At 69.5% G+C, this 22,057-nt stretch carries 20 protein-coding genes and 1 pseudogene; 17 read left to right on the top strand and 4 right to left on the bottom strand.

The annotated features are described in order from the left end of the window. Nucleotides 1–351: 351 nt before the first annotated feature. From ACE3UA_RS12605 to ACE3UA_RS12620, 4 genes are all read left to right on the top strand, one after another. A complete protein-coding gene (locus tag ACE3UA_RS12605; protein WP_374645608.1) occupies nucleotides 352–1,575 on the top strand; it encodes an HlyD family efflux transporter periplasmic adaptor subunit in 1,224 nt (407 codons plus the stop codon). Continuing rightward, nucleotides 1,572–2,744 carry an FtsX-like permease family protein gene (locus ACE3UA_RS12610; RefSeq protein ID WP_374645610.1) on the top strand — a complete coding sequence of 391 codons (1,173 nt, stop codon included), beginning with the start codon at nucleotides 1,572–1,574 and terminating at the stop codon, nucleotides 2,742–2,744. The genes ACE3UA_RS12605 and ACE3UA_RS12610 overlap by 4 nt, the downstream gene beginning before the upstream one ends. Before the next feature lie 7 nt (nucleotides 2,745–2,751). Beyond that, nucleotides 2,752–3,453 (top strand): ATP-binding cassette domain-containing protein, encoded by a 702-nt coding sequence (locus ACE3UA_RS12615; protein ID WP_374645612.1) that lies wholly within the window; start codon nucleotides 2,752–2,754, stop codon nucleotides 3,451–3,453. A 90-nt stretch (nucleotides 3,454–3,543) separates the two neighbouring features. Beyond that, nucleotides 3,544–3,996, top strand: a complete 453-nt coding sequence (locus ACE3UA_RS12620; RefSeq protein WP_374645614.1) for a hypothetical protein — start codon at nucleotides 3,544–3,546, stop codon at nucleotides 3,994–3,996. Here ACE3UA_RS12620 and aroB read toward each other — a convergent pair. Both aroB and ACE3UA_RS12630 read right to left on the bottom strand, forming a co-directional pair. Beyond that, the gene (aroB, locus tag ACE3UA_RS12625) at nucleotides 3,993–5,108 is read right to left on the bottom strand and encodes a 3-dehydroquinate synthase (RefSeq protein ID WP_374645616.1); all 1,116 of its coding nucleotides are present in this window, start codon (nucleotides 5,106–5,108) and stop codon (nucleotides 3,993–3,995) included. The genes ACE3UA_RS12620 and aroB overlap by 4 nt on opposite strands. Continuing rightward, complete coding sequence (locus tag ACE3UA_RS12630) at nucleotides 5,108–5,650, bottom strand: shikimate kinase (RefSeq protein ID WP_374645618.1); 543 nt, start codon at nucleotides 5,648–5,650, stop codon at nucleotides 5,108–5,110. The genes aroB and ACE3UA_RS12630 overlap by 1 nt, the downstream gene beginning before the upstream one ends. Before the next feature lie 181 nt (nucleotides 5,651–5,831). On the opposite strand from ACE3UA_RS12630, the gene ACE3UA_RS12635 reads away from it, so the two are divergent. From ACE3UA_RS12635 to ACE3UA_RS12650, 4 genes and pseudogenes are all read left to right on the top strand, one after another. Continuing rightward, nucleotides 5,832–5,966: a hypothetical protein gene (locus tag ACE3UA_RS12635; RefSeq protein WP_374645620.1), complete on the top strand. Its 135-nt coding sequence runs from the start codon at nucleotides 5,832–5,834 to the stop codon at nucleotides 5,964–5,966. Then, on the top strand, nucleotides 5,956–7,515 hold the full coding sequence (locus ACE3UA_RS12640; RefSeq protein WP_374645622.1) for a hypothetical protein: 1,560 nt from the start codon (nucleotides 5,956–5,958) through the stop codon (nucleotides 7,513–7,515). The genes ACE3UA_RS12635 and ACE3UA_RS12640 overlap by 11 nt, the downstream gene beginning before the upstream one ends. A 3-nt stretch (nucleotides 7,516–7,518) precedes the next feature. Beyond that, entirely contained in the window at nucleotides 7,519–8,457 is a 939-nt protein-coding gene (locus ACE3UA_RS12645; protein ID WP_374645624.1) for a tyrosine recombinase, read from the top strand. A 50-nt stretch (nucleotides 8,458–8,507) separates the two neighbouring features. Continuing rightward, nucleotides 8,508–9,356, top strand: a pseudogene (locus tag ACE3UA_RS12650) (transporter associated domain-containing protein); the annotation flags it as partial. A gap of 193 nt (nucleotides 9,357–9,549) precedes the next feature. Here the strand turns inward: ACE3UA_RS12650 and ACE3UA_RS12655 are convergent. Beyond that, entirely contained in the window at nucleotides 9,550–10,338 is a 789-nt protein-coding gene (locus ACE3UA_RS12655) for a gamma-glutamyl-gamma-aminobutyrate hydrolase family protein (protein WP_374645626.1), read from the bottom strand. 174 nt (nucleotides 10,339–10,512) lie between these two features. Then, nucleotides 10,513–11,277, bottom strand: coding sequence for a DeoR/GlpR family DNA-binding transcription regulator (locus ACE3UA_RS12660; protein ID WP_374645628.1), 765 nt, complete (start codon nucleotides 11,275–11,277; stop codon nucleotides 10,513–10,515). 278 nt (nucleotides 11,278–11,555) lie between these two features. Here ACE3UA_RS12660 and glpD point away from each other — a divergent pair, with 278 nt between their 5' ends. From glpD to ACE3UA_RS12705, 9 genes are all read left to right on the top strand, one after another. Beyond that, nucleotides 11,556–13,151 carry a glycerol-3-phosphate dehydrogenase gene (gene glpD, locus ACE3UA_RS12665; RefSeq protein WP_374645630.1) on the top strand — a complete coding sequence of 532 codons (1,596 nt, stop codon included), beginning with the start codon at nucleotides 11,556–11,558 and terminating at the stop codon, nucleotides 13,149–13,151. A gap of 10 nt (nucleotides 13,152–13,161) precedes the next feature. Next, on the top strand, nucleotides 13,162–14,250 hold the full coding sequence (locus ACE3UA_RS12670; protein WP_374645632.1) for an ABC transporter ATP-binding protein: 1,089 nt from the start codon (nucleotides 13,162–13,164) through the stop codon (nucleotides 14,248–14,250). Between the two features lie 3 nt (nucleotides 14,251–14,253). Further along, nucleotides 14,254–15,336 (top strand): ABC transporter ATP-binding protein, encoded by a 1,083-nt coding sequence (locus ACE3UA_RS12675; RefSeq protein WP_374645634.1) that lies wholly within the window; start codon nucleotides 14,254–14,256, stop codon nucleotides 15,334–15,336. Continuing rightward, the gene (locus ACE3UA_RS12680; protein ID WP_374645636.1) at nucleotides 15,336–16,208 is read left to right on the top strand and encodes a carbohydrate ABC transporter permease; all 873 of its coding nucleotides are present in this window, start codon (nucleotides 15,336–15,338) and stop codon (nucleotides 16,206–16,208) included. The genes ACE3UA_RS12675 and ACE3UA_RS12680 overlap by 1 nt, the downstream gene beginning before the upstream one ends. A gap of 1 nt (nucleotide 16,209) precedes the next feature. After that, the gene (locus tag ACE3UA_RS12685; protein ID WP_374645638.1) at nucleotides 16,210–17,013 is read left to right on the top strand and encodes a carbohydrate ABC transporter permease; all 804 of its coding nucleotides are present in this window, start codon (nucleotides 16,210–16,212) and stop codon (nucleotides 17,011–17,013) included. A gap of 2 nt (nucleotides 17,014–17,015) precedes the next feature. Then, nucleotides 17,016–17,420: a DUF2160 domain-containing protein gene (locus ACE3UA_RS12690; RefSeq protein ID WP_374645640.1), complete on the top strand. Its 405-nt coding sequence runs from the start codon at nucleotides 17,016–17,018 to the stop codon at nucleotides 17,418–17,420. Between the two features lie 75 nt (nucleotides 17,421–17,495). Continuing rightward, on the top strand, nucleotides 17,496–19,217 hold the full coding sequence (locus tag ACE3UA_RS12695; RefSeq protein WP_374645642.1) for a carbohydrate ABC transporter substrate-binding protein: 1,722 nt from the start codon (nucleotides 17,496–17,498) through the stop codon (nucleotides 19,215–19,217). A gap of 216 nt (nucleotides 19,218–19,433) precedes the next feature. Beyond that, nucleotides 19,434–20,918 (top strand): glycerol kinase GlpK, encoded by a 1,485-nt coding sequence (glpK, locus tag ACE3UA_RS12700; RefSeq protein WP_374645644.1) that lies wholly within the window; start codon nucleotides 19,434–19,436, stop codon nucleotides 20,916–20,918. Next, nucleotides 20,915–22,054: an iron-containing alcohol dehydrogenase gene (locus ACE3UA_RS12705; protein WP_374645646.1), complete on the top strand. Its 1,140-nt coding sequence runs from the start codon at nucleotides 20,915–20,917 to the stop codon at nucleotides 22,052–22,054. The genes glpK and ACE3UA_RS12705 overlap by 4 nt, the downstream gene beginning before the upstream one ends. Nucleotides 22,055–22,057 lie beyond the last annotated feature (3 nt).

The following is a 22,057-nucleotide window of genomic DNA, read 5'->3' on the forward strand; positions in this document are numbered from 1 at the left end:
TGGGAAAGAAGGGCTGCAGCCGTGCCATCTGCACGTCCGTCAGCCAAAAAAGGTTGGTCATAGGTCAGTCTCCTTGCGGAGCCTGAATCACGCCGAAAGTGGAAGATCAATGGGTCCTGACCCTAGCGCCCCAGCCAACCTTTCCCGCAGTTCGGATACCCGCCCAGGTCAGGTCCATTCGGCATGTCGGGCGGCATCGAGGCCTGCCGCGCGGGAAGCCATCCGGGCCTTGCCCGGCTGCTGGTGCGGGCGACGGCCTGCGTCAAGCCGCCCCGGGCCGCCGCCCTTGACCCCGGTCAAGGCAGGTCGCAGCTTGGACGGGCTGCTGTCTGGCCGGAGAAGGACCCGAGGATGAGCGAACCGGATGCAAGCGGCCTGCCGCTGGAACTGGGCGAGAGGTCCGACCGGCCCGATCCGCGCGCGGGCTGGTCCTTCCGCCGCCGCTATCTTCTGGTGCTGCTGGTGCCGGTGCTGATGTTCTCGGGCGCGGTGATCGGGATGTATTTCCAGCCGCCCGCGCTGCGCGCCTTCTATGACGCGACCGGGTTGCAGCCGGGCGGCGGCACGGATTCGCCGATCGCGCTTCCGGCCGGGATCGACCTGCCGCCCAGCATGGCCGAGACGCTGCTGCCCTCGGATGTGATCGGGCTGGCGCGGATCGTGCCGCGCGGCGATGTCTCGGTGGTGGCGGCGCCCTATGGCGCGGGGGATGCGCGGGTGGCCGAGATCCTGGTGGCCGAGGGCGACCGGGTCGAACGCGGCGCGGTGCTGGCGCGGCTGGACAATGCGACGGCGCTGGAAAGCGCGGTGATGATGGCCGCGGCCAATCTGGCGGTGCGCGAGGCCGGGCTGGTGCAGACCCGCGCCGCCGTCCTGGCCAGCCGGGACGAGGCGCAGGCGACGCGCGACCAGGCCGTCGCCACGGCCGAGGAGGCGGCGACCACGCTGACCCGCACCGAGGAACTGTTCCAGCGCGGCGTCGCGACCCAGGCGACGCTGGACGCGGTGCGCACCGCCGACGCCCAGGCGCGGCAGGCTGTCGCCCGGGCCGAGGCCACGCTGGCGCGCTTTTCGGCGGTGGCGCTGGAGGACCAGCCCGACGTGCTGGTGGCCGAGCGCAATGTCGAGGCGGGCCGCGCCGATCTGGACCGCGCGCGGCTGGACCTGGCGCGCGCCAGCGTCGCGGCGCCGATCGCGGGCACGATCCTGGACATCAGGGTGACCCCCGGCCAGCGCCCGCCGGCCGACGGGATCATGCTGATGGGCGACACCGGGCAGATGACGGCCGAGGTCGAGATCTGGCAGGACCGCATCGCCTCGGTCGCGGTGGGCCAGCCGGTCGAACTGGTCTCGCCGGCCCTGGAGGGGGCGCTGCAGGGCCGGGTCGAGCGGATCGGGCTGACGGTGGGCCGGCAGGGGCTGATCTCGGACGACGCGGCCGAGAACAAGGACGCGCGGGTGGTGCTGGTCCATGTCGCGCTGGACGCCGCCTCCTCGGCGCGGGCGGCGCGGTTCACCAATCTGGAAGCCATCGCCCGGATCGACGCCGCCCCGGTGAAGGCCGCCGCGCCATGATGCGGCTCTTGCAGCGCCTGTTCGGCCGGCTGCCGATCGGCTGGCTGCAGCTGACGCACAACAGGATGCGCTTTGCCGCCGCGCTGACCGGGGTGGCCTTCGCCAATGTGCTGGTCTTCGTCCAGCTCGGGATCATGAACTCGATGGGCACGGCGACGCTGCGCCCCTATGAATTCTTCCGCGCCGACATCATGATCTCGGCGGATGACGCCAATGCGCTGAACGAGGGCGAGAATGTCGCGCGGCAGTGGCTGCTGCAGGCGATGGCCGACCCGGAGGTGACCGACGGCATCGGGCTTTTCGTCACCAACGTGCCCTGGAACCGGGGCGAGCAGGACATCAGCCTGACCACCTTCGGCATCGACCCGGCCAGTCCCGGCTTCCTGAACCCCGAGATCGCGGCGCAGGCCGGGCTGCTGGAGGTGCAGGATTCGGCGCTGATGGACCGGCTGGCGCGCGGCATCTCGCGCGAGGAGGCGGCCTCGATCCGGCCGCAGACGCCGCTCGGCTTCGAGGCCAAGGGCCGCACGCTGACGCTCTACGGCACCTTTGCCGGCGGCGGCGGCTTTGGCGGCGACGGCTACATGATGGTGTCGGACCAGACCTTCCTGGCGCTGTTCCCCGACCGCCGCTCGACCGCGCCGGACCATATCCTGCTGTCGCTGCGGCCGGGGGCGGATGTGCAGGCGGCGGTCGGGCGGCTGAAGCGGCTGATCTCGGACCCGTCCCTGCGTATTCGCAGCTATGCCGAGGCGGCGCAGGAGGAACTGTCCTATCAGCAGACCAAGCGGCCGACCGGGGTGATCTTCGGCTTTGGCGTGCTGATCGGGGTGCTGGTCGGGCTGGTGATCGTCTATCAGGTGCTGTCCACCGATGTGGCGGATCACCTGCGCGAATATGCGACCTTCAAGGCGATGGGCTATGGCCCGCGCTTCTTCCTGGGAATCGTGCTGGAAGAGGCGATGATCCTGGGCATCCTGGGCTTCATCCCCGGCGTGATCGTGGGCAGCACCATCCTGAAGGTGATGGCGACGGTCACCACCCTGCCGCTGCAGGTCACCGCCTCGATGGCGGTGGTGGTCTTTCTGGGCACGGTGGTCTTTTCCACCCTCTCGGGCGTGATCGCCACCCGCCGCCTTGCCGCCGCCGATCCGGCCGATCTGTTCTGAGGGCGCGATGCAGCAGGACCCCATCGTCGATGTCCGCGGGCTGAACCACTGGTTCGGCGTCGATGCCGCGCGCAGGCAGGCGCTTTACGACATCTCGCTGGGCCTGGAGCGCGGCAGCTTCACCATCCTGATGGGTCCGTCCGGCTCGGGCAAGACCACGCTCCTGACGCTGATCGGCTGCCTGCGCGCGGTGCAGGACGGCTCGGTCCGGCTGTTGTCGCAAGAGCTGAACGGCGCCAGCGAGGCGCAACTGGTCGCGATGCGGCGGCGGCTGGGCTTCATCTTCCAGGCGCACAACCTGCATGAAAGCCTGACGGCGGCGCAGAACGTGATGATGGGGGCGCAGGTCCACGCCGGCGTGCCGGAGGCGCTGGCCGAGAGGGCCTCGGTGCATCTCCTGGGGCTGGTGGGGCTGGCCGAGCGGGTGGATTATCTGCCCGCGAACCTGTCGGGCGGCCAGAAGCAGCGGGTGGCGGTGGCGCGCGCGCTGGTGGGCCAACCGGCGCTTCTGCTGGCCGACGAGCCGACGGCGGCGCTTGACAAGGAAAGCGCGGCCGAGGTGGTGGACCTGCTGATCCGCATCGGCAAGGCGCGCGGGATGACCGTGCTTCTGGTCACGCATGACAACCGCATCCTCGACCGCGCCGACCGGATCCTGACGCTGGAGGACGGCCGGATCGTCCGCGACGACCGGCGCGCGCCCGCCTGAGCGCGGCGGGGGTCGCGCACAAGTCACTTGACCAGGCCGTCGGCCCTCCACTACTGGCATCCCGGCCGCCCGCTAGAGAAAGTCCCTGACGTGATCCGCAAGACCCTTGTCCCGTTCGTCCTTCTGCCTCTCGCCGCCTGCGCCAGCGGCGGCACGACCAGCCTGCAGTTCTATCCGCTGCAAGGCGAAATCGCCGCCGAGGACCCGACGCTGGTGATCGAGGGCGTGATGCGCAACGTGGCCGGGACCTCGGGCCCGCTGAGCTTCCGCCTGCCCGAGCGCGGGAAATGCGAGGGGACCTGGACCTCGCTCACGCCCAAGACCGTCTCGCGCTCACGCGGGCTGGCGCTGACCTGGAAGAAGACCGGGGGCGAGCTGGGCACCAAGACCGATACCGTGGCCGGGGTGAACGACGGCGAGATCTATGCCGTCTGCAACGACGGCACCCGGGTGCAGGGCACCTTTGCCATCGGCTCGGGCACCGCCAGCGGCACCGGCCAGGCGACCGATACCAACGGCAACGTCTACAAGCTGCTGTTCTAGCGCCGGCGGGCCGCGGCCTCGTCCAGGACGGCGCGCACGGCTTCGCCGGGGACATCCCCGGCCACGAAGGCCCGGCCGATGCCATGGGCAAGGATGAAGCGCAGGCGTCCGTCCACCACCTTCTTGTCCTGCCCCATCAGCGCGATCAGCGCCTCGGTTCCCGGCAGTTCGCCCGGAATGTCGGCAAGGTCCAGCTTCATCCCCATCGCGGCCAGATGGGCGCGGACGCGGCTGGGTTCCTCCTGGCTGCACAGGCCCAGGCGGGCGGAAAGCTCGAAAGCCAGCGCGCAGCCGATCGCCACCCCCTCGCCATGCAGGAGGCGGTCGGAATATCCCGTCGCCTTTTCCAGCGCATGGCAGAAGGTATGGCCCAGGTTCAGCAGCGCGCGCTCGCCCTCCTCGGTCTCGTCGCGCGAGACGATCCCGGCCTTCATCTCGACGGATCGCGTCACCGCATGCAGCCGCGCCGCCCCGTCGCCATCGCGCAGGGCGGGGCCGTTGGTTTCCAGCCAGTCGAAGAAGGCGGCATCGCCGAGCATGCCGTATTTCACCACCTCGCCATAGCCGGACAGGAAATCGCGGGCGGGCAGCGTGTCCAGCACTCCGGTGTCGGCCAGGACCAGGCTCGGCTGGTGGAAGGCCCCGACCAGGTTCTTGCCCTGCGCGGTATTGATCCCGGTCTTGCCGCCGACCGAGCTGTCGACCTGGGCCAGAAGCGTGGTCGGCAGCTGCACGAAGCGCACGCCCCGGCGCAGGATCGCGGCGGAGAAGCCGACCAGGTCGCCGATCACCCCGCCCCCCAGCGCCACCACCACATCCTTGCGCTCGACCTTCGCCTCCAGCAGCCATTCGGTGCAACGCGCCAGGTTCTCCCAGCCCTTCGTCGCCTCGCCCGGCGGCAGGGCCAGGGCGGCGACCGCGATCCCCTCGGCCTCCAGGGCCGCGGTCAGCGCCGGCAGATGCGCGGCGGCCACGGTCGCATCCGTCACCACCGCCACGCGCTTGCGGCGCAGAAGCGGCGCGATCTCGCCCCCGGCGCGTCCGATCAGCCCCGCGCCGATGCGCACCTCATAGGACCGCGAGCCCAGGTCCACCGCCACGGTATTCGTCATCATTCCTCCAGCACATCGGGCCGCGTCAGCAGGGCCTGGCGGACGCAATGCGCCATGTCCTCGACCGAAAGGTCGGGGGTGCTGTCCACCACCAGGTCGGCCTCGGCGTAAAGCGGCATCCGCGCCTCGTAAAGCGCGCGCAGCGTCTCGCGCGGGTTTGCCGTGCGCAGCAGGGGCCGCGTCGTCTTGTGCCGGACGCGCTGCCACAGCAGATCAAGCTCGGCCCGCAGCCAGACCGAGACCCCGACCTCATGGATCATCCGCCGATTCGCCGCCGAGAGGAACGCCCCCCCGCCGGTGGACAGGATGCAGGGCGTGCCGCGCAACAGGCGCGAGATCACCTCGCTCTCGCGGGCGCGGAAGAAGGGCTCGCCGTCGCGCTCGAAGATCTCGGCGATGCTGCGATCGGCGGCGCGGGTGATTTCCTCGTCGGAATCAAGGAAGGGCACGCCCAGTTGCCGGGCCAGGGCGGTGCCCACGGCGGTCTTGCCCGCCCCCATCATTCCCACCATCACCACTGTCTTGGCCAGTCGCACGATCAAATCCCGTCAGGTTCCGGCCCGCCGGGCCGAGCCGGGGACCGAAGGCAAATATTCCGCACTCAATGGCGTGAAACCTGCGCGGATGCTATATAGATTGTCAAATCATCGCGCCCGCGTCATCGGGGGCGTGGAAAAACAGTCGGCCGATCAACGGCTGGCGACGTCGAGGAAGGGCTGTGCCATGGGTCGGATCATCAAGCTTGTCGTGATTCTGGTGATTTTCGGCTTCATCGGGCTGACGGGATTCGCCTATCTCGGCGACCTCACCCCGCCGCAGACCGAGGTGAAGAAACCCGTGGTGCTGAATGCGGACTAGCGCGGTCTCGGCGGCTGTCTTTCTGGTGCTGGGCGGGCCGCTTGCAGCGCAGGACCCGCAGGGCGGCCCGCTGTCGGCGATCGACTGGCTGTCGCAATCGGTGGCCACCCCGGTCGCGGCGACGCCGGGTGTCGCCACCGGGATCGACGAGCCGCCGGTCGCCGCCCAGGGCAGCGCCCTGCCGCAGCCGGTGACGACCACGGCGCTGGACGGGCCGAACCCGGATGCGGTCGGGCTGATCCCGACCGGCGTCTCGGGCCTGCCGCGCGACCTCTGGGGCGCGGGCCACACGCGCGAGATTGCCGAGCGTCTGGTCGCCCATGCCGATGACGCCCTGCCCGCGCTGCGCCAGCTGTTCCTGACCGTGCTTCTGGCCGAGGTGACGGCCCCGGCCGATTCCGGCGGCACGGGCGAGCTGTTGCAGGTGCGCATCGACAAGCTGCTGGCGCTCGGCGCGCTGGAGCAGGCGGCCGCGCTGATCGACGCGGCCGGGACCGACACGCCCGAACTGTTCCGCCGCGGCTTCGACGTGGCGCTGCTGACCGGGGCCGAGGATCGCGCCTGCGACCGGATGCAGGGCGCGCCCTATCTGGCGCCGACGGTGCCGGCGCGGATCTTCTGCCTCGCGCGCTCGGGCGACTGGGACACGGCGGCGCTGACGCTGCATTCCTCGCAGGCCCTGGGCCAGATCAGCCCCGACCAGGCCGCGCTTCTGGGCCGTTTCCTCGACCCCGATCTGTTCGAGGGCGAGCCGGTCCCGCCCGCGCCAAGCCCGGTCACGCCGCTTGACTGGAAGATCTTCGAGGCCGTGGGCGAACCCCTGCCGACCGAGGGCCTGCCGATCGCCTTCTCCTATGCCGAGATCGGCCCCCGCGCCGGCTGGAAGGCGCGGATCGAGGCGGCCGAGCGGCTGACCCGGGCCGGGACGATCCCGCCGAACGTGATCCTGGGCCTGTATACCGAGGCCGATCCCGCCGCCTCGGGCGGGGTCTGGGACCGGGCCGAGGCCTTCCAGCGCTTCGAGGCCGCCCTCACCTCGGGCGATGTCGAACGGGTGGCCAAGGCGCTGCCCCCCGCCTGGCAGCGCATGGCCGAGGCCGAACTGGAGGTGCCCTTCGCGGTCCTCTTCGGCCGCCAGCTCTCCGACCTGCCGCTGACCGGCGAGGCCGGGGCCATCGCCTTCCGCGTGGCGCTTCTCTCGCCCCAGGCCGAGGCGGTCGCCCGCCGCCACCAGCCCGCCGACGCGACCGAGGGCTTCCTGCTGGGCCTCGCCACCGGCGAGCTGGACGGCCGCGTGCCGCCCGACAGTCTGGGCCGGGCGATCCTCGCCGCCTTCCGCAGCCCCGCGCCGTCCGCCGAGGCGCAGGCGCTCCTCGACGGCAACCGCAAGGGCGAGGCGATCCTCCTGGCGATCGACGCCATCGCGCGCGGCGTCCGGGGCGACCTGCGCGGGGTGACCGAGGGGCTCTCCGCCCTGCGGCTGGCCGGGCTGGAAAGCGTGGCGCGGCGCACGGCGCTGGAGCTGATGATCCTGGAACGGCGGGGCTGACCCATGCCCGCGCCCGAGGCGGAACGCTGGATCTCGACCTTCCTCGCCGCGCGGGCGGCGGAACTGGGGGCTGCGCGCAACACGCAGCTGGCCTATGGCCGCGACCTTCTGGACTTCGCCGACTGGCTGGAGCGGCGGGACCTGGACTTCGCCGGGGCGGCGCGCGGGTCGGTCGAGGATTACCTCGTCCATTGCGACGCGCAGGGCCTGTCGCAGGCCACCCGCGCACGGCGGCTGTCCTCGATCCGCCAGCTTTACCGTTTCGCGGTCGAGGAGGGCTGGCGCGCCGACAACCCGGCGCTGCGGCTGAAAGGGCCGGGCCGGGTGCAAGGCCTGCCCAGGACCCTGAGCGAGGCCGAGGTCACCCGCCTGATGGAGGCCGCCCGCACCCGCGCCCGCAACCCGGCGGACCGGCTGCGCGATACCGCGCTTTTCGAACTGCTCTATGCCACCGGCCTGCGGGTCTCGGAACTGGTCGGCCTGCCGGTCACGGCCGTGCGCGGCGATCCGCGGATGATCCTGGTCAAGGGCAAGGGCGGCAAGGAGCGGATGGTGCCGCTCTCCGCCCCTGCCCGGGCGGCGCTGGCCGACTGGCTGGCCAGCCGCGACGCGGTGGAGGAGGCGGGCCGGAAGACGGGCCGCGCGCCCTCGCGCCACCTTTTCCCCGGCGAGGGGAGCGAGGGGCACCTGACGCGGCAATATTTCCACAGCCTGGTCAAGGACGTGGCGGTGCTGGCCGGGATCTCTCCGTCCCTGGTGACGCCGCATGTGCTGCGCCATGCCTTCGCCACCCATCTTCTGGCCCATGGCGCCGACCTGCGGGTGATCCAGACCCTGCTCGGCCATGCCGATGTCGGCACGACCGAGATCTACACCCATGTCCTTGACGACCACCTCAAGGACCTGGTCCTGACAAAGCACCCCCTGGCCCGGAAGGGCTGAGAGAGCCGATGCCCAGCGACCCCGCCCCCCCTGCCCCCGCAAGCCTGCTCCGCCGCGCGCTGGATCGGCTCCTGCGGCTTTTCCGCCTGCGCCGCGACCACGAGACCGCGATGGAGGCGCTGCGCGAGGACATCGCCGGGGCCATCGCGCTCGGCCATTCCGGGGGCGCGGTGGAGAAGGCCGACCGCGACCGGCTCCTCGGCGCGCTGGACCTCGGCCACCGCACGGTGGACGAGATCATGCGCCACCGCCGCCAGATCGAGATGATCGACGCCGACCTGCCCCCGCGCGAGCTGATCACCCGCGTCCTCGCCTCGCCCTATACCCGCCTGCCGGTCTATCGCGGCAGCGACGACAACATCCTGGGCGTGATCCATGCCAAGGACCTTCTGCGCGAGGTGGACCGGCTGGTGCGGGGCGAGGATGCCCAGGGCATCGACGGCCTGGACATCGTGAAGGTCGCGATGAAGCCCTATTTCATCCCCGAGACCACGGCGCTGGACGAACAGATGCGCGAATTCCTTGCCCGGCGCACCCATTTCGCGCTGGTGGTCGACGAATACGGCGCGTTGCAGGGGCTGATCACGCTCGAGGACATCCTGGAGGAGATCGTCGGCGAGATCACCGACGAATTCGACGTGGTGAAAAAGGACGAGGGCCTGACCCAGGCCGAGGACGGCGACTGGCTGGTCGATGGCGCGATGACGATCCGCGACCTGAACCGCGCCACCGACTGGGGCCTGCCGGACGACGAGGCGAACACGGTGGCGGGCCTCGTCATCCACGAGGCGCAGATGATCCCGGCCGAGGGCCAGGTCTTCGGCTTCCACGGCTTCCGCTTCGAGGTCGTGGCCCGGCGCGAGAACCGGATCACCCGGCTGAAGCTGCGCCGCCTCTGATTCCCAGCGGCCCAGCCGTCCGGCCCCGGGGCCAGCGCGGCCCAGTCGCCACCGACGAAGCGGGAAAGGTCCAGCCCCCCCGGCATCCTCGATGTTCAGAAGCTCGACCGCATGGCCCTGCCCGGCCAGCCGGTCGGCGGCATGGTGGCATAGCCGATCAGGAGCATCATCGGCGCCCCCCCGTCCGGCCGGGTCAGGCGTGCTGGCGCCGGCGCGCCGCCGCCCAACCGGCCGCGGCCTTGCCGAAGGCCTGGAACAGCGGCCGCGACACCGGATCGCTTTCCGCATTCCACTCCGGATGCCACTGGACCGACAGCGTGAAACCCGGCGCATCCTTGACATAGATCGCCTCGGGCGTGCCGTCCGGGGCCTGGCCGTCGATCACCACGCGCGGCGCCGGCCGGGCGATCCCCTGGCCGTGCAGCGTGTTCGTCATCACCTCGCGCGCGCCCATCAGCCGGTGGAATACCCCGCCCTCGGTGAAGCTGACCGGATGGCGCAGCGCGAACTGCTCCTCGATCGTGCCGTCGGGCGGCATCCGGTGGTTCATCCGGCCCGGCAGGTCGCGGATCTCGGGGTAAAGCGTGCCGCCCATGGCGACGTTGACCTCCTGGAAGCCGCGGCAGATGCCAAGGAAGGGCTGGCCGCGCTCGACGCAGGCGCGGATCAGGGGCAGCGTGATCGCGTCGCGGCTGCGGTCGAAGGCGCCATGCGCGGGCGTCTCCGCCTCGCCATATTCGCTGGGGTGGACGTTGGGGCGGCCCCCGGTCAAGAGGAAGGCGTCGCACAGCTCCAGAAGCTCGCCCACGCAGACATAGCGCGGGTCCGACGGCACGATCAGCGGCAGGCAGCCCGCGACCTCGGCCACCGCCGAAGAATTCATCGTGCCCCCCGAATGCACCGGATAGCTGTCGTTGATCAGGTAGCTGTTGCCGATGATGCCCACCACCGGGCGGCGGCCATGGTTGCACAGGCTGGTCACGTCTTCACCCTTTCCCTGCCGCACACCATAGCCCCGGCAATGGCGGCGGCAAAGCCCGTCTGGCCGCTGCCGCCGCACATAAGCCCGGCCATCGCCGCACAATCCGCCCCCGGCCGGGCAGATGCGGGCGCAGGCTGGACCCTGTTGCCCACCCTGCCCCCGCGCCCGGAAGGATCATCCCTCGGCCACCACGACCTCGGTCCCCCATTCCGCACATTTCCGCGCCAGTTCCTGCGGCAGGGCCCGGTCGGTGAACAGCACCGTGACCTCGGACAGCGAGGCCAGCCGCGCCGGGGCGGAACGGTCCAGCTTGGAATGGTCGCAGACCAGGAACACCTTGCGCGCCTGCCGGATGATCGCCTTCGAGACCCTGACCTCGGCCAGGTCGAAATCCAGCAGATCGCCGTCCCGGTCCAGCGCCGAGGCCCCGATCACCGCGATATCGACCTTGAACTGCTCGAAGAACTGCGTGGTCAGCTCTCCGACCAGCCCGCCGTCCGACCGGCGCAGCGCACCGCCCGCCACCATGATCTCGCAGCCCGGATTGGCGGCCAGGATATTGGCCACGTTCATGTTGTTGGTCACCACCGTGATGTTGCGATGCGTCAGCAGTTCCTGCGCCACCGCCTCGGTCGTGGTGCCGAGGTTGACGATCAGCGAGCAATTCTCGGGGATCGCCGCCGCGCAGGCCCGCGCGATGGCGGCCTTGGCGTCCTCGTTCATCCGGCGGCGCTGTTCGTAGCCCAGGTTCGCCACCCCGGTCCGCGGCATCGCGCCGCCATGCACCCGGTCGAGATGGCCCAGGTCGGCCAGTTCCGACAGGTCGCGGCGGATGGTCTGCAGCGTGACGTCGAACCTCTGCGCCAGGTCCTCGACCATCACCCGCCCCTCGGAACGGGCGATCTCCATGATCGCGACCTGACGGAAGCTTAGCGCCACGGCCGGTTTTCCTTTTCCTTCGTGCCTGCGCGCCAAGTTTCCTCAACGCGGCCGGCCGGATCAAGTGCGAAACGTCTCTGCAGGCGCAAGACGCATCGCGCCGCATCGCAGCGCGATTTTGCGCGGATTTCGACTGCCGCACGGGAAGCCCGCGACAAATCCGGCGTTACACGCGCCGCAAATGTTCGTTTTATCGCAATTCGCGCATAAACGAAAAAAATCGGATTGACCTTTCGACGCGGAGGTCCCACCCTCTCGCCAACAGGGGGGAATCCGGCGTGACAGCGAAGACCAGGCCCGAGGTGGCCGACATCTTCATCATCGGCGGCGGGATCAACGGCTGCGGCATTGCCCGCGACGCCGCCGGACGGGGCCTTTCGGTGGTGCTGGCCGAACAGGGCGACCTTGCGCAGGCAACCTCCTCGGCCTCGACCAAGCTTTTTCACGGCGGGCTGCGCTATCTGGAATATTTCGAGTTCCGCCTCGTGCGCGAGGCGCTGGCCGAGCGCGAGACGCTGCTGGTCGCCATGCCGCACATCGCCTGGCCGATGCGCTTTGTCCTGCCCTGGCATCCCGGCATGCGCTTCGAGGGCGACACGCCCACCGGCCGGCTCCTCTCTCGCGTGATGCCCTGGATGCGCGGCCGCCGGCCGGCCTGGCTGATCCGGCTGGGCCTGTTCCTCTACGACACGCTGGGCGGCCGCAGGATCCTGCCCGCAACCCGCACGCTGGACCTGATGCGCGATCCGGCCGGGCGGCCCTTGCAGGACCGTTTCCGAAAGGCTTGGGAATATTCCGACTGCTGGGTCGAGGATTCCAAGCTCGTCTCGCTGAACGCCCGCGACGCCGCCCTGCGCGGCGCCACGGTGCTGACGCGGACCCGCGTCACCTCGGCCACCCGCCTGGGCGAGCTGTGGCAGGTCGAGACCGAAGGCGCCGGGGGCCGCCGCAGCCACCTTGCCCGGGCGCTGGTCAACGCCGGCGGCCCCTGGGTCGAGGATGTGATCCGCAACGTGGCCCATATCACCCCGTCCGAAGGGGTGCGGCTGGTGCGCGGCTCGCATGTCGTCACCCGGAAACTCTACGACCACGACCGCTGCTACTTCTTCCAGGGCACCGACGGCCGCATCATCTTCGCCATTCCCTACGAGCAGGATTTCACCCTGATCGGCACCACCGACAAGGACCACAGGGGCGCTCCGGGAGAAGCCCGCTGCAGCGACGAGGAGCGCGACTACCTGCTGGCCTTCGCCTCGCAATATTTCGCCAGGCCGGTGACGCAGGCGGATGTGGTCTGGACCTATTCCGGGGTGCGGCCGCTCTACAACGACGGGGCCAAGTCCGCCACGGCGGCGACGCGGGACTATGTGCTGAAGCTGGACCAGTCCGGCGCGCCGCTGCTGAACGTGTTCGGCGGCAAGATCACCACCTACCGCCGCCTGGCCGAAGGCGCGATGGCCAGGCTTGCGCCCTTCTTCCCGCAGGCGACCGGCCCCTGGACCGCCCGCGTCCCCCTGCCCGGCGGCGACTTCCCGCATGACGGGGTGGCCGCCCTGACCGGCCGGTTGCAGGGCCGCTATCCCTTTCTCACCGACTATTGGGCCGCCCGCCTGATCCGCGCCTATGGCACCGAGGCCGAGACGCTCCTGGGCGGCGCCCGCCAGTCCGCCGACCTTGGCCGCGACTTCGGCGCGACCCTGACCGAGGCCGAGGTGCGCTGGCTGATGGATCACGAATTTGCCCGCGCCGCCGCCGATGTGGTCTGGCGGCGCACCAAGCTGGGGCTGCGGATGAGCCCGGAACAGATCGACGCGCTGGACGCCTTCATGTCCGGCGCAACGGGCCTGGGGGCAGCCTGCCCCGAGGCCGGATAGGGGGGACGGATTGGCGCTGGAGTTGCAGGCGGTAAGCCGGGTCGTGAAGGGGCAGGTCCATATCCAGCCCACGACCCTGACACTGGAGAAGGGCACGATGAACGTGCTCCTCGGCCCGACGCTTTCGGGCAAGACCTCGCTCATGCGGCTGATGGCGGGGCTGGATGCGCCCAGCGCCGGGCGGCTGATCTGGCATGGAAAGGATGTGACCGGGGTGCGGGTGCAGGACCGCAGGGTCGCCATGGTCTACCAGCAGTTCATCAACTACCCGGCGATGTCGGTCTATGACAACATCGCCTCGCCGCTGCGGCTGATGGGCAAGGCCGGGGCCGAGATCGACCGCGCCGTGCGCGCCACGGCCGACATGCTGAAACTGACCCCGATGCTGGGGCGCAAGCCGCTGGAGCTTTCGGGCGGCCAGCAGCAGCGTTGCGCGCTTGCACGCGCGCTGGTCAAGGGCGCGGGCCTCGTGCTTCTGGACGAGCCCCTGGCCAACCTCGACTACAAGCTGCGCGAGGAATTGCGCGCCGAGATCCCGCGCATCTTCGAGGAATCCGGCGCGATCTTCGTCTATGCCACCACCGAACCCGAGGAGGCCCTTCTCCTCGGCGGCAATACCGCGACCCTCTGGGAGGGCCGGGTGACCCAGTTCGGCCCGACCCCCGCCGTCTACCGCCAGCCGGCCGACGCCACCACCGCGCGGGTGTTCAGCGATCCGCCGATGAACTTCGTCTCCTGCTTCAGGGAAGGCCAGCGCATGAATTTCGGCGGCGCCGCCAATGCCCCGGCCGAGGGGGCCTTCGCCCCCCTGCCCGAGGGCCGCTATACCGCCGGTTTCCGGGCGAACCACCTGCATCTGAACACCCATTCCGGCCGCGCGGTCGAATTCCGCTGCACCCTCGGCGTGACCGAGATCACCGGCTCCGAGACCTTCCTGCACCTGACGCACGGCCAGGACCGCTGGGTGGCCCTGGTCCATGGGGTGCACGACCTGAAACCGGGAAGCGAGGTCAGCCTCTGGCTCGATCCCGCGCATGTCTACATCTTCGACGCCGAGGGCCGGCTTGCCGCGCCCGCGGCCTATGCGGCGGCGGCCTGAGCCATGGCACAGATCACGCTGAAGAACCTCGCGCACAGCTACCTTCCCCATCCCAGGGGCGAGCAGGACTTTGCCCTGAAGGAGATGGACCATGTCTGGCAGGACGGCGGGGCCTATGCCCTCCTGGGCTCCTCCGGCTGCGGCAAGACCACGCTGCTGAACATCATCTCGGGCCTCCTGCGCCCCAGCCAGGGCCGCGTCCTCTTCGGCGACCGCGACGTCACCGACGCCGAGACGGCCGAGCGCAACATCGCCCAGGTGTTCCAGTTCCCCGTCGTCTACGACACGATGACCGTGCGCGACAACCTGGCCTTCCCCCTGCGCAACCGGGGCAAGGACGCGGCCTATATCGCGCGGCGCGTGGACCAGATCGCCCGCATGATCGGGATGGAGGCGATCCTCGACCGCAAGGCGCGCGGGCTGACGGCCGATGCCAAGCAGAAGATCTCCCTCGGCCGCGGCATGGTGCGCGAGGACGTTAACGCGATCCTCTTCGACGAGCCGCTGACCGTGATCGACCCGCATATGAAATGGGAGCTGCGCACCCAGCTGAAGCGGCTGCACCGCGAGTTCGGGCATACGATGATCTACGTCACCCACGACCAGACCGAGGCGCTGACCTTCGCCGACAAGGTGGTGGTGATGTATGACGGCCGCGTCGTGCAGATGGGCACCCCGGAAGAGCTGTTCGAGACCCCGGCGCATACCTTCGTGGGCTATTTCATCGGCTCGCCCGGCATGAACCTGCTGCCGGCCGAGATCCGGGGCAACATGGCGCATCTTGGCGCGGCGGCGGTCCCGCTCGGCGCCACCTACGGGCCGGTTCCAGGCCGCGCGCAGATCGGCATCCGGCCGGAATATGCCGTCCTGACCGAAGGCGACGGCCTGCCCATCACCATCCGCCGGGTCGAGGACGTGGGCCGCCACCGCATCGTCCGGGGCGAGGTCGCGGGCCAGGCCATCAACGTGATCGCCCCCGAGGGGATGCCCGTCGGCCCCGCCCTGACCCATGTCCGCTTCACCCCCGACCGGATCAACGTCTACGCCGGCGACTGGCGCGTCGCCCCCGTGAAAGAGAGCCGCTGATGGAAAAGACCCTGAACAACAAGGCCTGGTTCCTGGTCCTGCCGGTGCTGGTGATCGTCGCCTTCTCGGCCATCGTGCCCCTGATGACGGTCGTCAACTATGCGGTGAACGACACTTTCGGGAACAACGAATTCTTCTGGGTTGGCCTGGAATGGTTCGAGGAGATGGTGACCTCCGACCGCCTGCACGAGGCGCTGGGGCGGCAGATCCTGTTCTCGGCCATCATCCTGGCGATCGAGGTGCCGCTCGGCATCTATGTCGCGCTGAACATGCCGAAACGCGGCTTCTGGGCCAGCCTCTGCCTGGTGCTGATGGCGCTGCCGCTGCTGATCCCGTTCAACGTGGTCGGCACGATCTGGCAGATCTTCGGCCGCGTCGACATCGGGCTCCTGGGCCGCTACCTGGCCGAGTTCGGCTTCGACTACAACTACACCAACGATCCGCTGGACGCCTGGATCACCGTCATCGTGATGGACGTCTGGCACTGGACCAGCCTGGTGGCCCTCCTGTGCTATGCCGGCCTGCAATCCATTCCCAACGCCTATTACCAGGCCGCGAAGGTGGACCAGGCCAGCCGCTGGGCCGTCTTCCGCTACATCGAGCTGCCGAAGATGGCGGGCGTCCTGCTGATCGCGGTGCTTCTGCGCTTCATGGACAGCTTCATGATCTATACCGAGCCCTTCGTCGTCACCGGCGGCGGCCCCGGCAATTCGACCACCTTCCTGTCGATCGACCTGGTCAAGATGGCGATCGGCCAGTTCGACCTCGGCCCCGCCGCCGCCTTCTCGATCATGTACTTCCTGGTGATCCTGCTGGTGTCATGGGTCTTTTACACCGTGATGACCAATCTCGACAAAGAGGAGGGCAAGTGACATGCGGCTGCGCGGCTCTCCCCTGGTGATGACCCTCTACCTGCTGTTCCTGCTGGTGCCGATCTACTGGCTGGTGAACATGAGCCTGAAGACCAATGCCGAGATCACCTCGACCTTCACGCTTGTCCCCTCGACCCTGACCTTCCGCAACTATGCGGTGATCCTGACCGATCCCAGCTGGTACATGGGCTATGTCAACTCGATCATCTATGTCGTGATGAACACGGTCATCTCGATCACCGTGGCGCTGCCCGCCGCCTATGCCTTCAGCCGCTACAGCTTCATGGGCGACAAGCACCTGTTCTTCTGGCTCCTGACCAACCGGATGTCGCCCCCGGCGGTCTTCGCCCTGCCCTTCTTCCAGCTCTATTCCTCGGTCGGCCTCTTCGACACCCATATCGCGGTGGCGCTGGCGCATTGCCTGTTCAACGTGCCGCTGGCGGTCTGGATCCTGGAAGGCTTCATGCGCGGCGTCCCGAAGGAGATCGACGAGACCGCCTATATCGACGGCTACAGCTTCCCCCGCTTCTTCGTGAAGATCTTCATGCCGCTGATCGCCAGCGGCATCGGGGTCGCGGCCTTCTTCTGCTTCATGTTCTCCTGGGTCGAGCTTCTGCTCTCGCGCACGCTGACCTCGGTGAACGCCAAGCCGATCGCCGCCACCATGACCCGGACCGTCTCGGCCTCGGGCATGGACTGGGGCGTGCTGGCCGCGGCGGGGGTGCTGACCATCATCCCCGGCGCGCTGGTGATCTATTTCGTCCGCAACTACATCGCCAAGGGCTTCGCCCTGGGAAGGGTATGAGCATGACCCAGACCCGCTGGACCACGATCTACCTTGTCATCGGCGCGATCATGGCCGCGATCCTGGCCGGGCTTGTCGCAGCCACCCCCCGGACCGAGGACGGGATCGACTGGTTCGCCCCGATGATCCGCGGCGGCTGGATGGCCTGGACCTTCCCGGTCGCGCTGTTCTTCTACCTGATCGCGGCCCTCCTGATCCTGTTCACCCTGCTGGCCATCCGCTTCCCCGAGACCCCGCGCCGCGGCGTCCTGCGGATCGAGACCACGCGCGGCGACCGGCTGTTCATCACCCTTCTCGGCTCGGCCTTCATCCATCTGGCCTGGCTGTTCCTTGCCGGCCCCGATCTTCTCTGGGGCGCCACCCTCCTTTGCCTCGTCTATGCCGCAGCGGTGTTCCGCTGGGTCTGACGGGCAAGGCACGACCCCGGGCGCCAGCGTTCCGCCCGGACTGAAAACCCGAAACGACGCATCTGGGAGGAAGACATGAGACTACGTTCGACGGCAACCGCCATGGCGCTTGCGCTGATGGCGATGCAGGCCCCGGCCTGGGCCGATATCGAGGCCGCCAAGGCCTTTCTCGATGCCGAGATCGGCGACCTCTCCTCGCTGCCCCGGGCCGAGCAGGAAGCCGAGATGCAATGGTTCATCGACGCGGCCAAGCCCTATGCGGGCATGGAGATCAAGGTCGTCTCGGAAACCATCACCACGCATGAATACGAATCCAAGGTGCTGGCCCCGGCCTTCACCGCCATCACCGGGATTAAGGTCACCCATGACCTGATCGGCGAGGGCGACGTGGTGGAGAAGCTGCAGACGCAGATGCAGTCGGGCGAGAACATCTATGACGCCTATATCAACGACAGCGACCTGATCGGCACCCACTGGCGCTACAAGCAGGCCCGCAGCCTGACCGACTGGATGGCCGGGGACGGCGCGGCGGTGACCAACCCCAACCTCGACATCAACGACTTCATCGGCAGCAAGTTCACCACCGCCCCGGACGGAGAGCTGTACCAGCTTCCCGACCAGCAGTTCGCCAACCTCTACTGGTTCCGGTACGACTGGTTCACCGATCCCAAGACCATGGAGGATTTCAAGGCCAAGTACGGCTATGACCTCGGCGTGCCGCTGAACTGGTCGGCCTACGAGGACATCGCCGAATTCTTCACCGGCCGCGACATGTCCTATGCCGGCGGGCCTGCTTCGGGCGTCTATGGCAACATGGACTACGGCAAGAAGGACCCCTCGCTCGGCTGGCGCTACACCGACGCCTGGATGTCGATGGCCGGGATGGGCGACAAGGGCGAGCCGAACGGCCTGCCGGTCGACGAATGGGGCATCCGCGTGAACGAGAACTCGCAGCCGGTCGGCTCCTGCGTGGCGCGCGGCGGGGCGACGAACGACGCGGCGGCGGTCTATGCCGTGACCAAGGCGATCGAGTGGCTGCAGAAATACACGCCGCCCGAGGCCCAGGGCATGACCTTCGGCGAGGCGGGGCCCGTCCCGGCCCAGGGCAACATCGCCCAGCAGATGTTCTGGTACACCGCCTTCACCGCCGACATGGTCAAGCCCGGCCTGCCGGTGATGAACGAGGACGGCACGCCCAAGTGGCGGATGGCGCCCTCGCCGCACGGGGCCTACTGGTCCGAAGGCACCAAGGTCGGCTATCAGGACGTGGGCTCCTGGACGCTGATGGAAAGCACGCCGGTCGACCGGGCGCAGGCCGCCTGGCTCTACGCCCAGTTCGTCACCTCCAAGACGGTGGACGTGAAGAAATCCCACGTCGGCCTGACCTTCGTGCGGGAATCCACCATCCAGCACGACAGCTTCACCAAGCGCGCGCCCGAGCTTGGCGGCCTGGTCGAGTTCTATCGCTCGCCCGCCCGCGTGGCCTGGTCGCCCACCGGCACCAACATCCCCGATTATCCGAAGCTGGCCCAGCTCTGGTGGCAGAACATCGGCGACGCCATGTCGGGGGCCAAGACCCCGCAGGAGGCGCTGGATTCGCTCTGTGCCGAGCAGGAGAAGGTGCTGGAACGTCTGGAACGCGCCGGAGTCCAGGGCGACATCGGCCCGAAGCTGAACGAGGAGCAGGATCCCCAGGTCTGGCTTGACGAACCGGGCTCTCCGGTCGCCAAGCTGGAGAACGAGGATCCGACGCCGGAAACCATCAGCTACGACGAGCTGATCAAGTCCTGGCAGTAGGTCGACAAGGCCCCGGGCGGAGCGTCCCCGTTCCGCCCGGGGCCAGATTTCCTCGAAGAAACCTGTCAGGAATTTTCAAAGGTTCCTGTCCCGGATTCGCGTGTTCCGCAGGATCCCGGATGTTAAGATTCCCCTAACACCGACGACCAACCCTCTGGAATCACTCGACCATATCTTCTTGTCCACTGTGGACACCACCCCCGCAGGCCCGACCCCATGACCCATATCCTCGCCATCGACCAGGGCACCACCTCCTCCCGCGCGATCCTGTTCGACGAAGGCCTCCGCCCCGTCGCCCAGGCCCAGGAGGAATTCCCCCAGCACTACCCCCGCCCCGGCTGGGTCGAGCACGATCCCTCGGACCTCTGGGCGACCGTCGCCGGCACCGCCCGCGCCGCGATCGAGAAGGCCGGCATCGCCGCCACCGACATCGCCGCCATCGGCATCACCAACCAGCGCGAGACCACCCTGATCTGGGACCGCGCCACCGGCGAGCCGATCCACCCCGCGATCGTCTGGCAGGACCGCCGCACCGCCGACAGCTGCGCCGCCCTGAAGGCCGCGGGGCACGAGCCGATGATCACCGCCCGCACCGGCCTCCTGCTCGATCCCTATTTCTCGGGCACCAAGATCAAGTGGCTGCTCGACACCATCCCCGACGCCCGCGCGCGGGCAAGGCGGGGCGAGCTGATCTTCGGCACCGTGGACACGTTCCTGATCTGGAAGCTCACCGGCGGCCGGGTCCATGCCACCGACGCCACCAACGCCGCCCGCACGCTGATCTTCAACATCGCCACCGGCGAGTGGGACGCCGAGATCTGCGCGCTCCTCGACATCCCGATGGCGATCCTGCCCGAGGTCCGCGACTGCGCCGCCTTCTTCGGCACCACCCGGGCCGACCTTTTCGGCCGCGAGATCCCGATCCTCGGCGTCGCGGGCGACCAGCAGGCCGCGACCGTGGGCCAGGCCTGTTTCTCGCCCGGCATGATGAAATCGACCTACGGGACCGGCTGCTTCGCCCTGTTGAACACCGGGGCGGACAGGGTGCCCTCGCAGAACCGGCTTCTGACCACCATCGCCTACCGGCTGGAGGGGCGGACAACCTATGCGCTCGAAGGCTCGATCTTCATCGCGGGGGCCGTTGTCCAATGGCTGCGCGACGGGCTGAAGATCATCCGCGAGGCCGGGGAGACGCAGGCGCTGGCCAGCGCCGCCGATCCGGCGCAGGAAGTGCTGCTGGTCCCCGCCTTCACCGGCCTTGGCGCGCCCTACTGGCGGCCGGACTGCCGGGGCGCGGTCTACGGGCTGACCCGGAACTCGGGCCAGGCCGAACTGGCGCGCGCGGCGCTGGAGAGCGTCGGCTACCAGACCCGCGACCTGCTGGAGGCGATGCGGGCGGATTGGGGCGGGGCCGCGGGCGGCATCCTGCGGGTCGACGGCGGGATGACGGCCTCGGACTGGACGATGCAGTTTCTTGCCGACATCCTGGGCGCGCCGGTGGACCGCCCGGTGGTGACCGAGACGACGGCGCTTGGCGCGGCCTATCTGGCGGGGCTCAAGGCCGGGATCTGCCCGGACCCGGCCGCATTCCAGCACTCCTGGGCGCTGGAACGCCGCTTCTCGCCCGTGATGGACGATGAGACCCGCGACCGGAAATACGCCCGCTGGGGCCGAGCGGTCGCCGCGACGATGAGCGTATGACCCCCTTCGCGATCGCCGCCCCCGGCCGCATCCTCTTTGGCCGGGGCGAGGCCGCGCGGGCGCCGGGGCTGATCCGCGCCTTCGGCGCGCGCGGGCTGGTCGTCCATGGCGCAAGCCCCGCCCGCGCCCGCTGGCTGGTCGAGGCGCTGCAGGCGGCAGGCGCCGCGACCCTGGCCCTGCCCTGCGCGCGCGAGCCCGACCTGCCGCTGCTGCTCTCGGCGCTGCGGACCGCCAGGGATTTCCGTCCCGACTGGGTCGCCGCCATCGGCGGCGGCGCGGCGCTTGACCTCGGCAAGGCGCTGGCGGCGCTGGTTCCGGCCCCCGGCGGGCCGCTGGACCATCTGGAGGTGGTGGGCCGGGCCCTGCCGCTGAGTGCCCCGCCCCTGCCCTTCATCGCGCTGCCGACCACGGCGGGCACCGGGGCCGAGGCGACGAAGAACGCGGTCATCGGCCTGCCCGACCACGGCCGCAAGGTCTCGCTCCGCGACGACCGGATGCTGGCGCGGCTGGCGATCGTGGACCCGGCCCTGACCGACCACACGCCGCGCGCCACGACGCTGGCCTCGGGCCTGGATGCGATAACCCAGGTGATCGAGCCTTTCGTCAGCCGCCGGGCCACGCCCTTCACCGACGCGCTTGCCGCCCCCGCCATTGCGCAGGGGCTGGCGGCCCTGGCCCGGCTGATGCAGGCCGAGGATCCGGGCGCGCGCGACATATTGGCCTGGGTCAGCCTGTCGGGCGGCCTTGCCCTGGCCAATGCGGGCCTGGGCGCGGTGCATGGGCTGGCGGGGGTGATCGGCGGGCTTTGCCCTGCCCCGCATGGCGCGATCTGCGGCGCGCTTCTTGCCCCCGTCCTGCGGCTGAACCGGGCCCATGCCGGGGAAGAGCCGGCGCGTCGGCTGGATCAGGTCTTCGGCCAGATCGCCGCGACGCTGGGCGGCCCTCCGGCCGACGCCCCGGCGACGCTGGCGCGCTGGGTGGCCGGGGCGGGCCTGCCGGGGCTGGTCGCGCAAGGGGTGGACCCCGCCCTGTTCCCCCGCATCGCCGCGGCGGCGCTGGCCTCCTCCTCGATGCAGGGCAATCCGGTGCCGCTGACCGAGGCCGAACTGACCCGGGCGCTGGAAGACGCCGCCTGAAAC

This window comes from Tabrizicola sp., assembly GCF_041919135.1.
Classification (GTDB): domain Bacteria; phylum Pseudomonadota; class Alphaproteobacteria; order Rhodobacterales; family Rhodobacteraceae; genus Tabrizicola.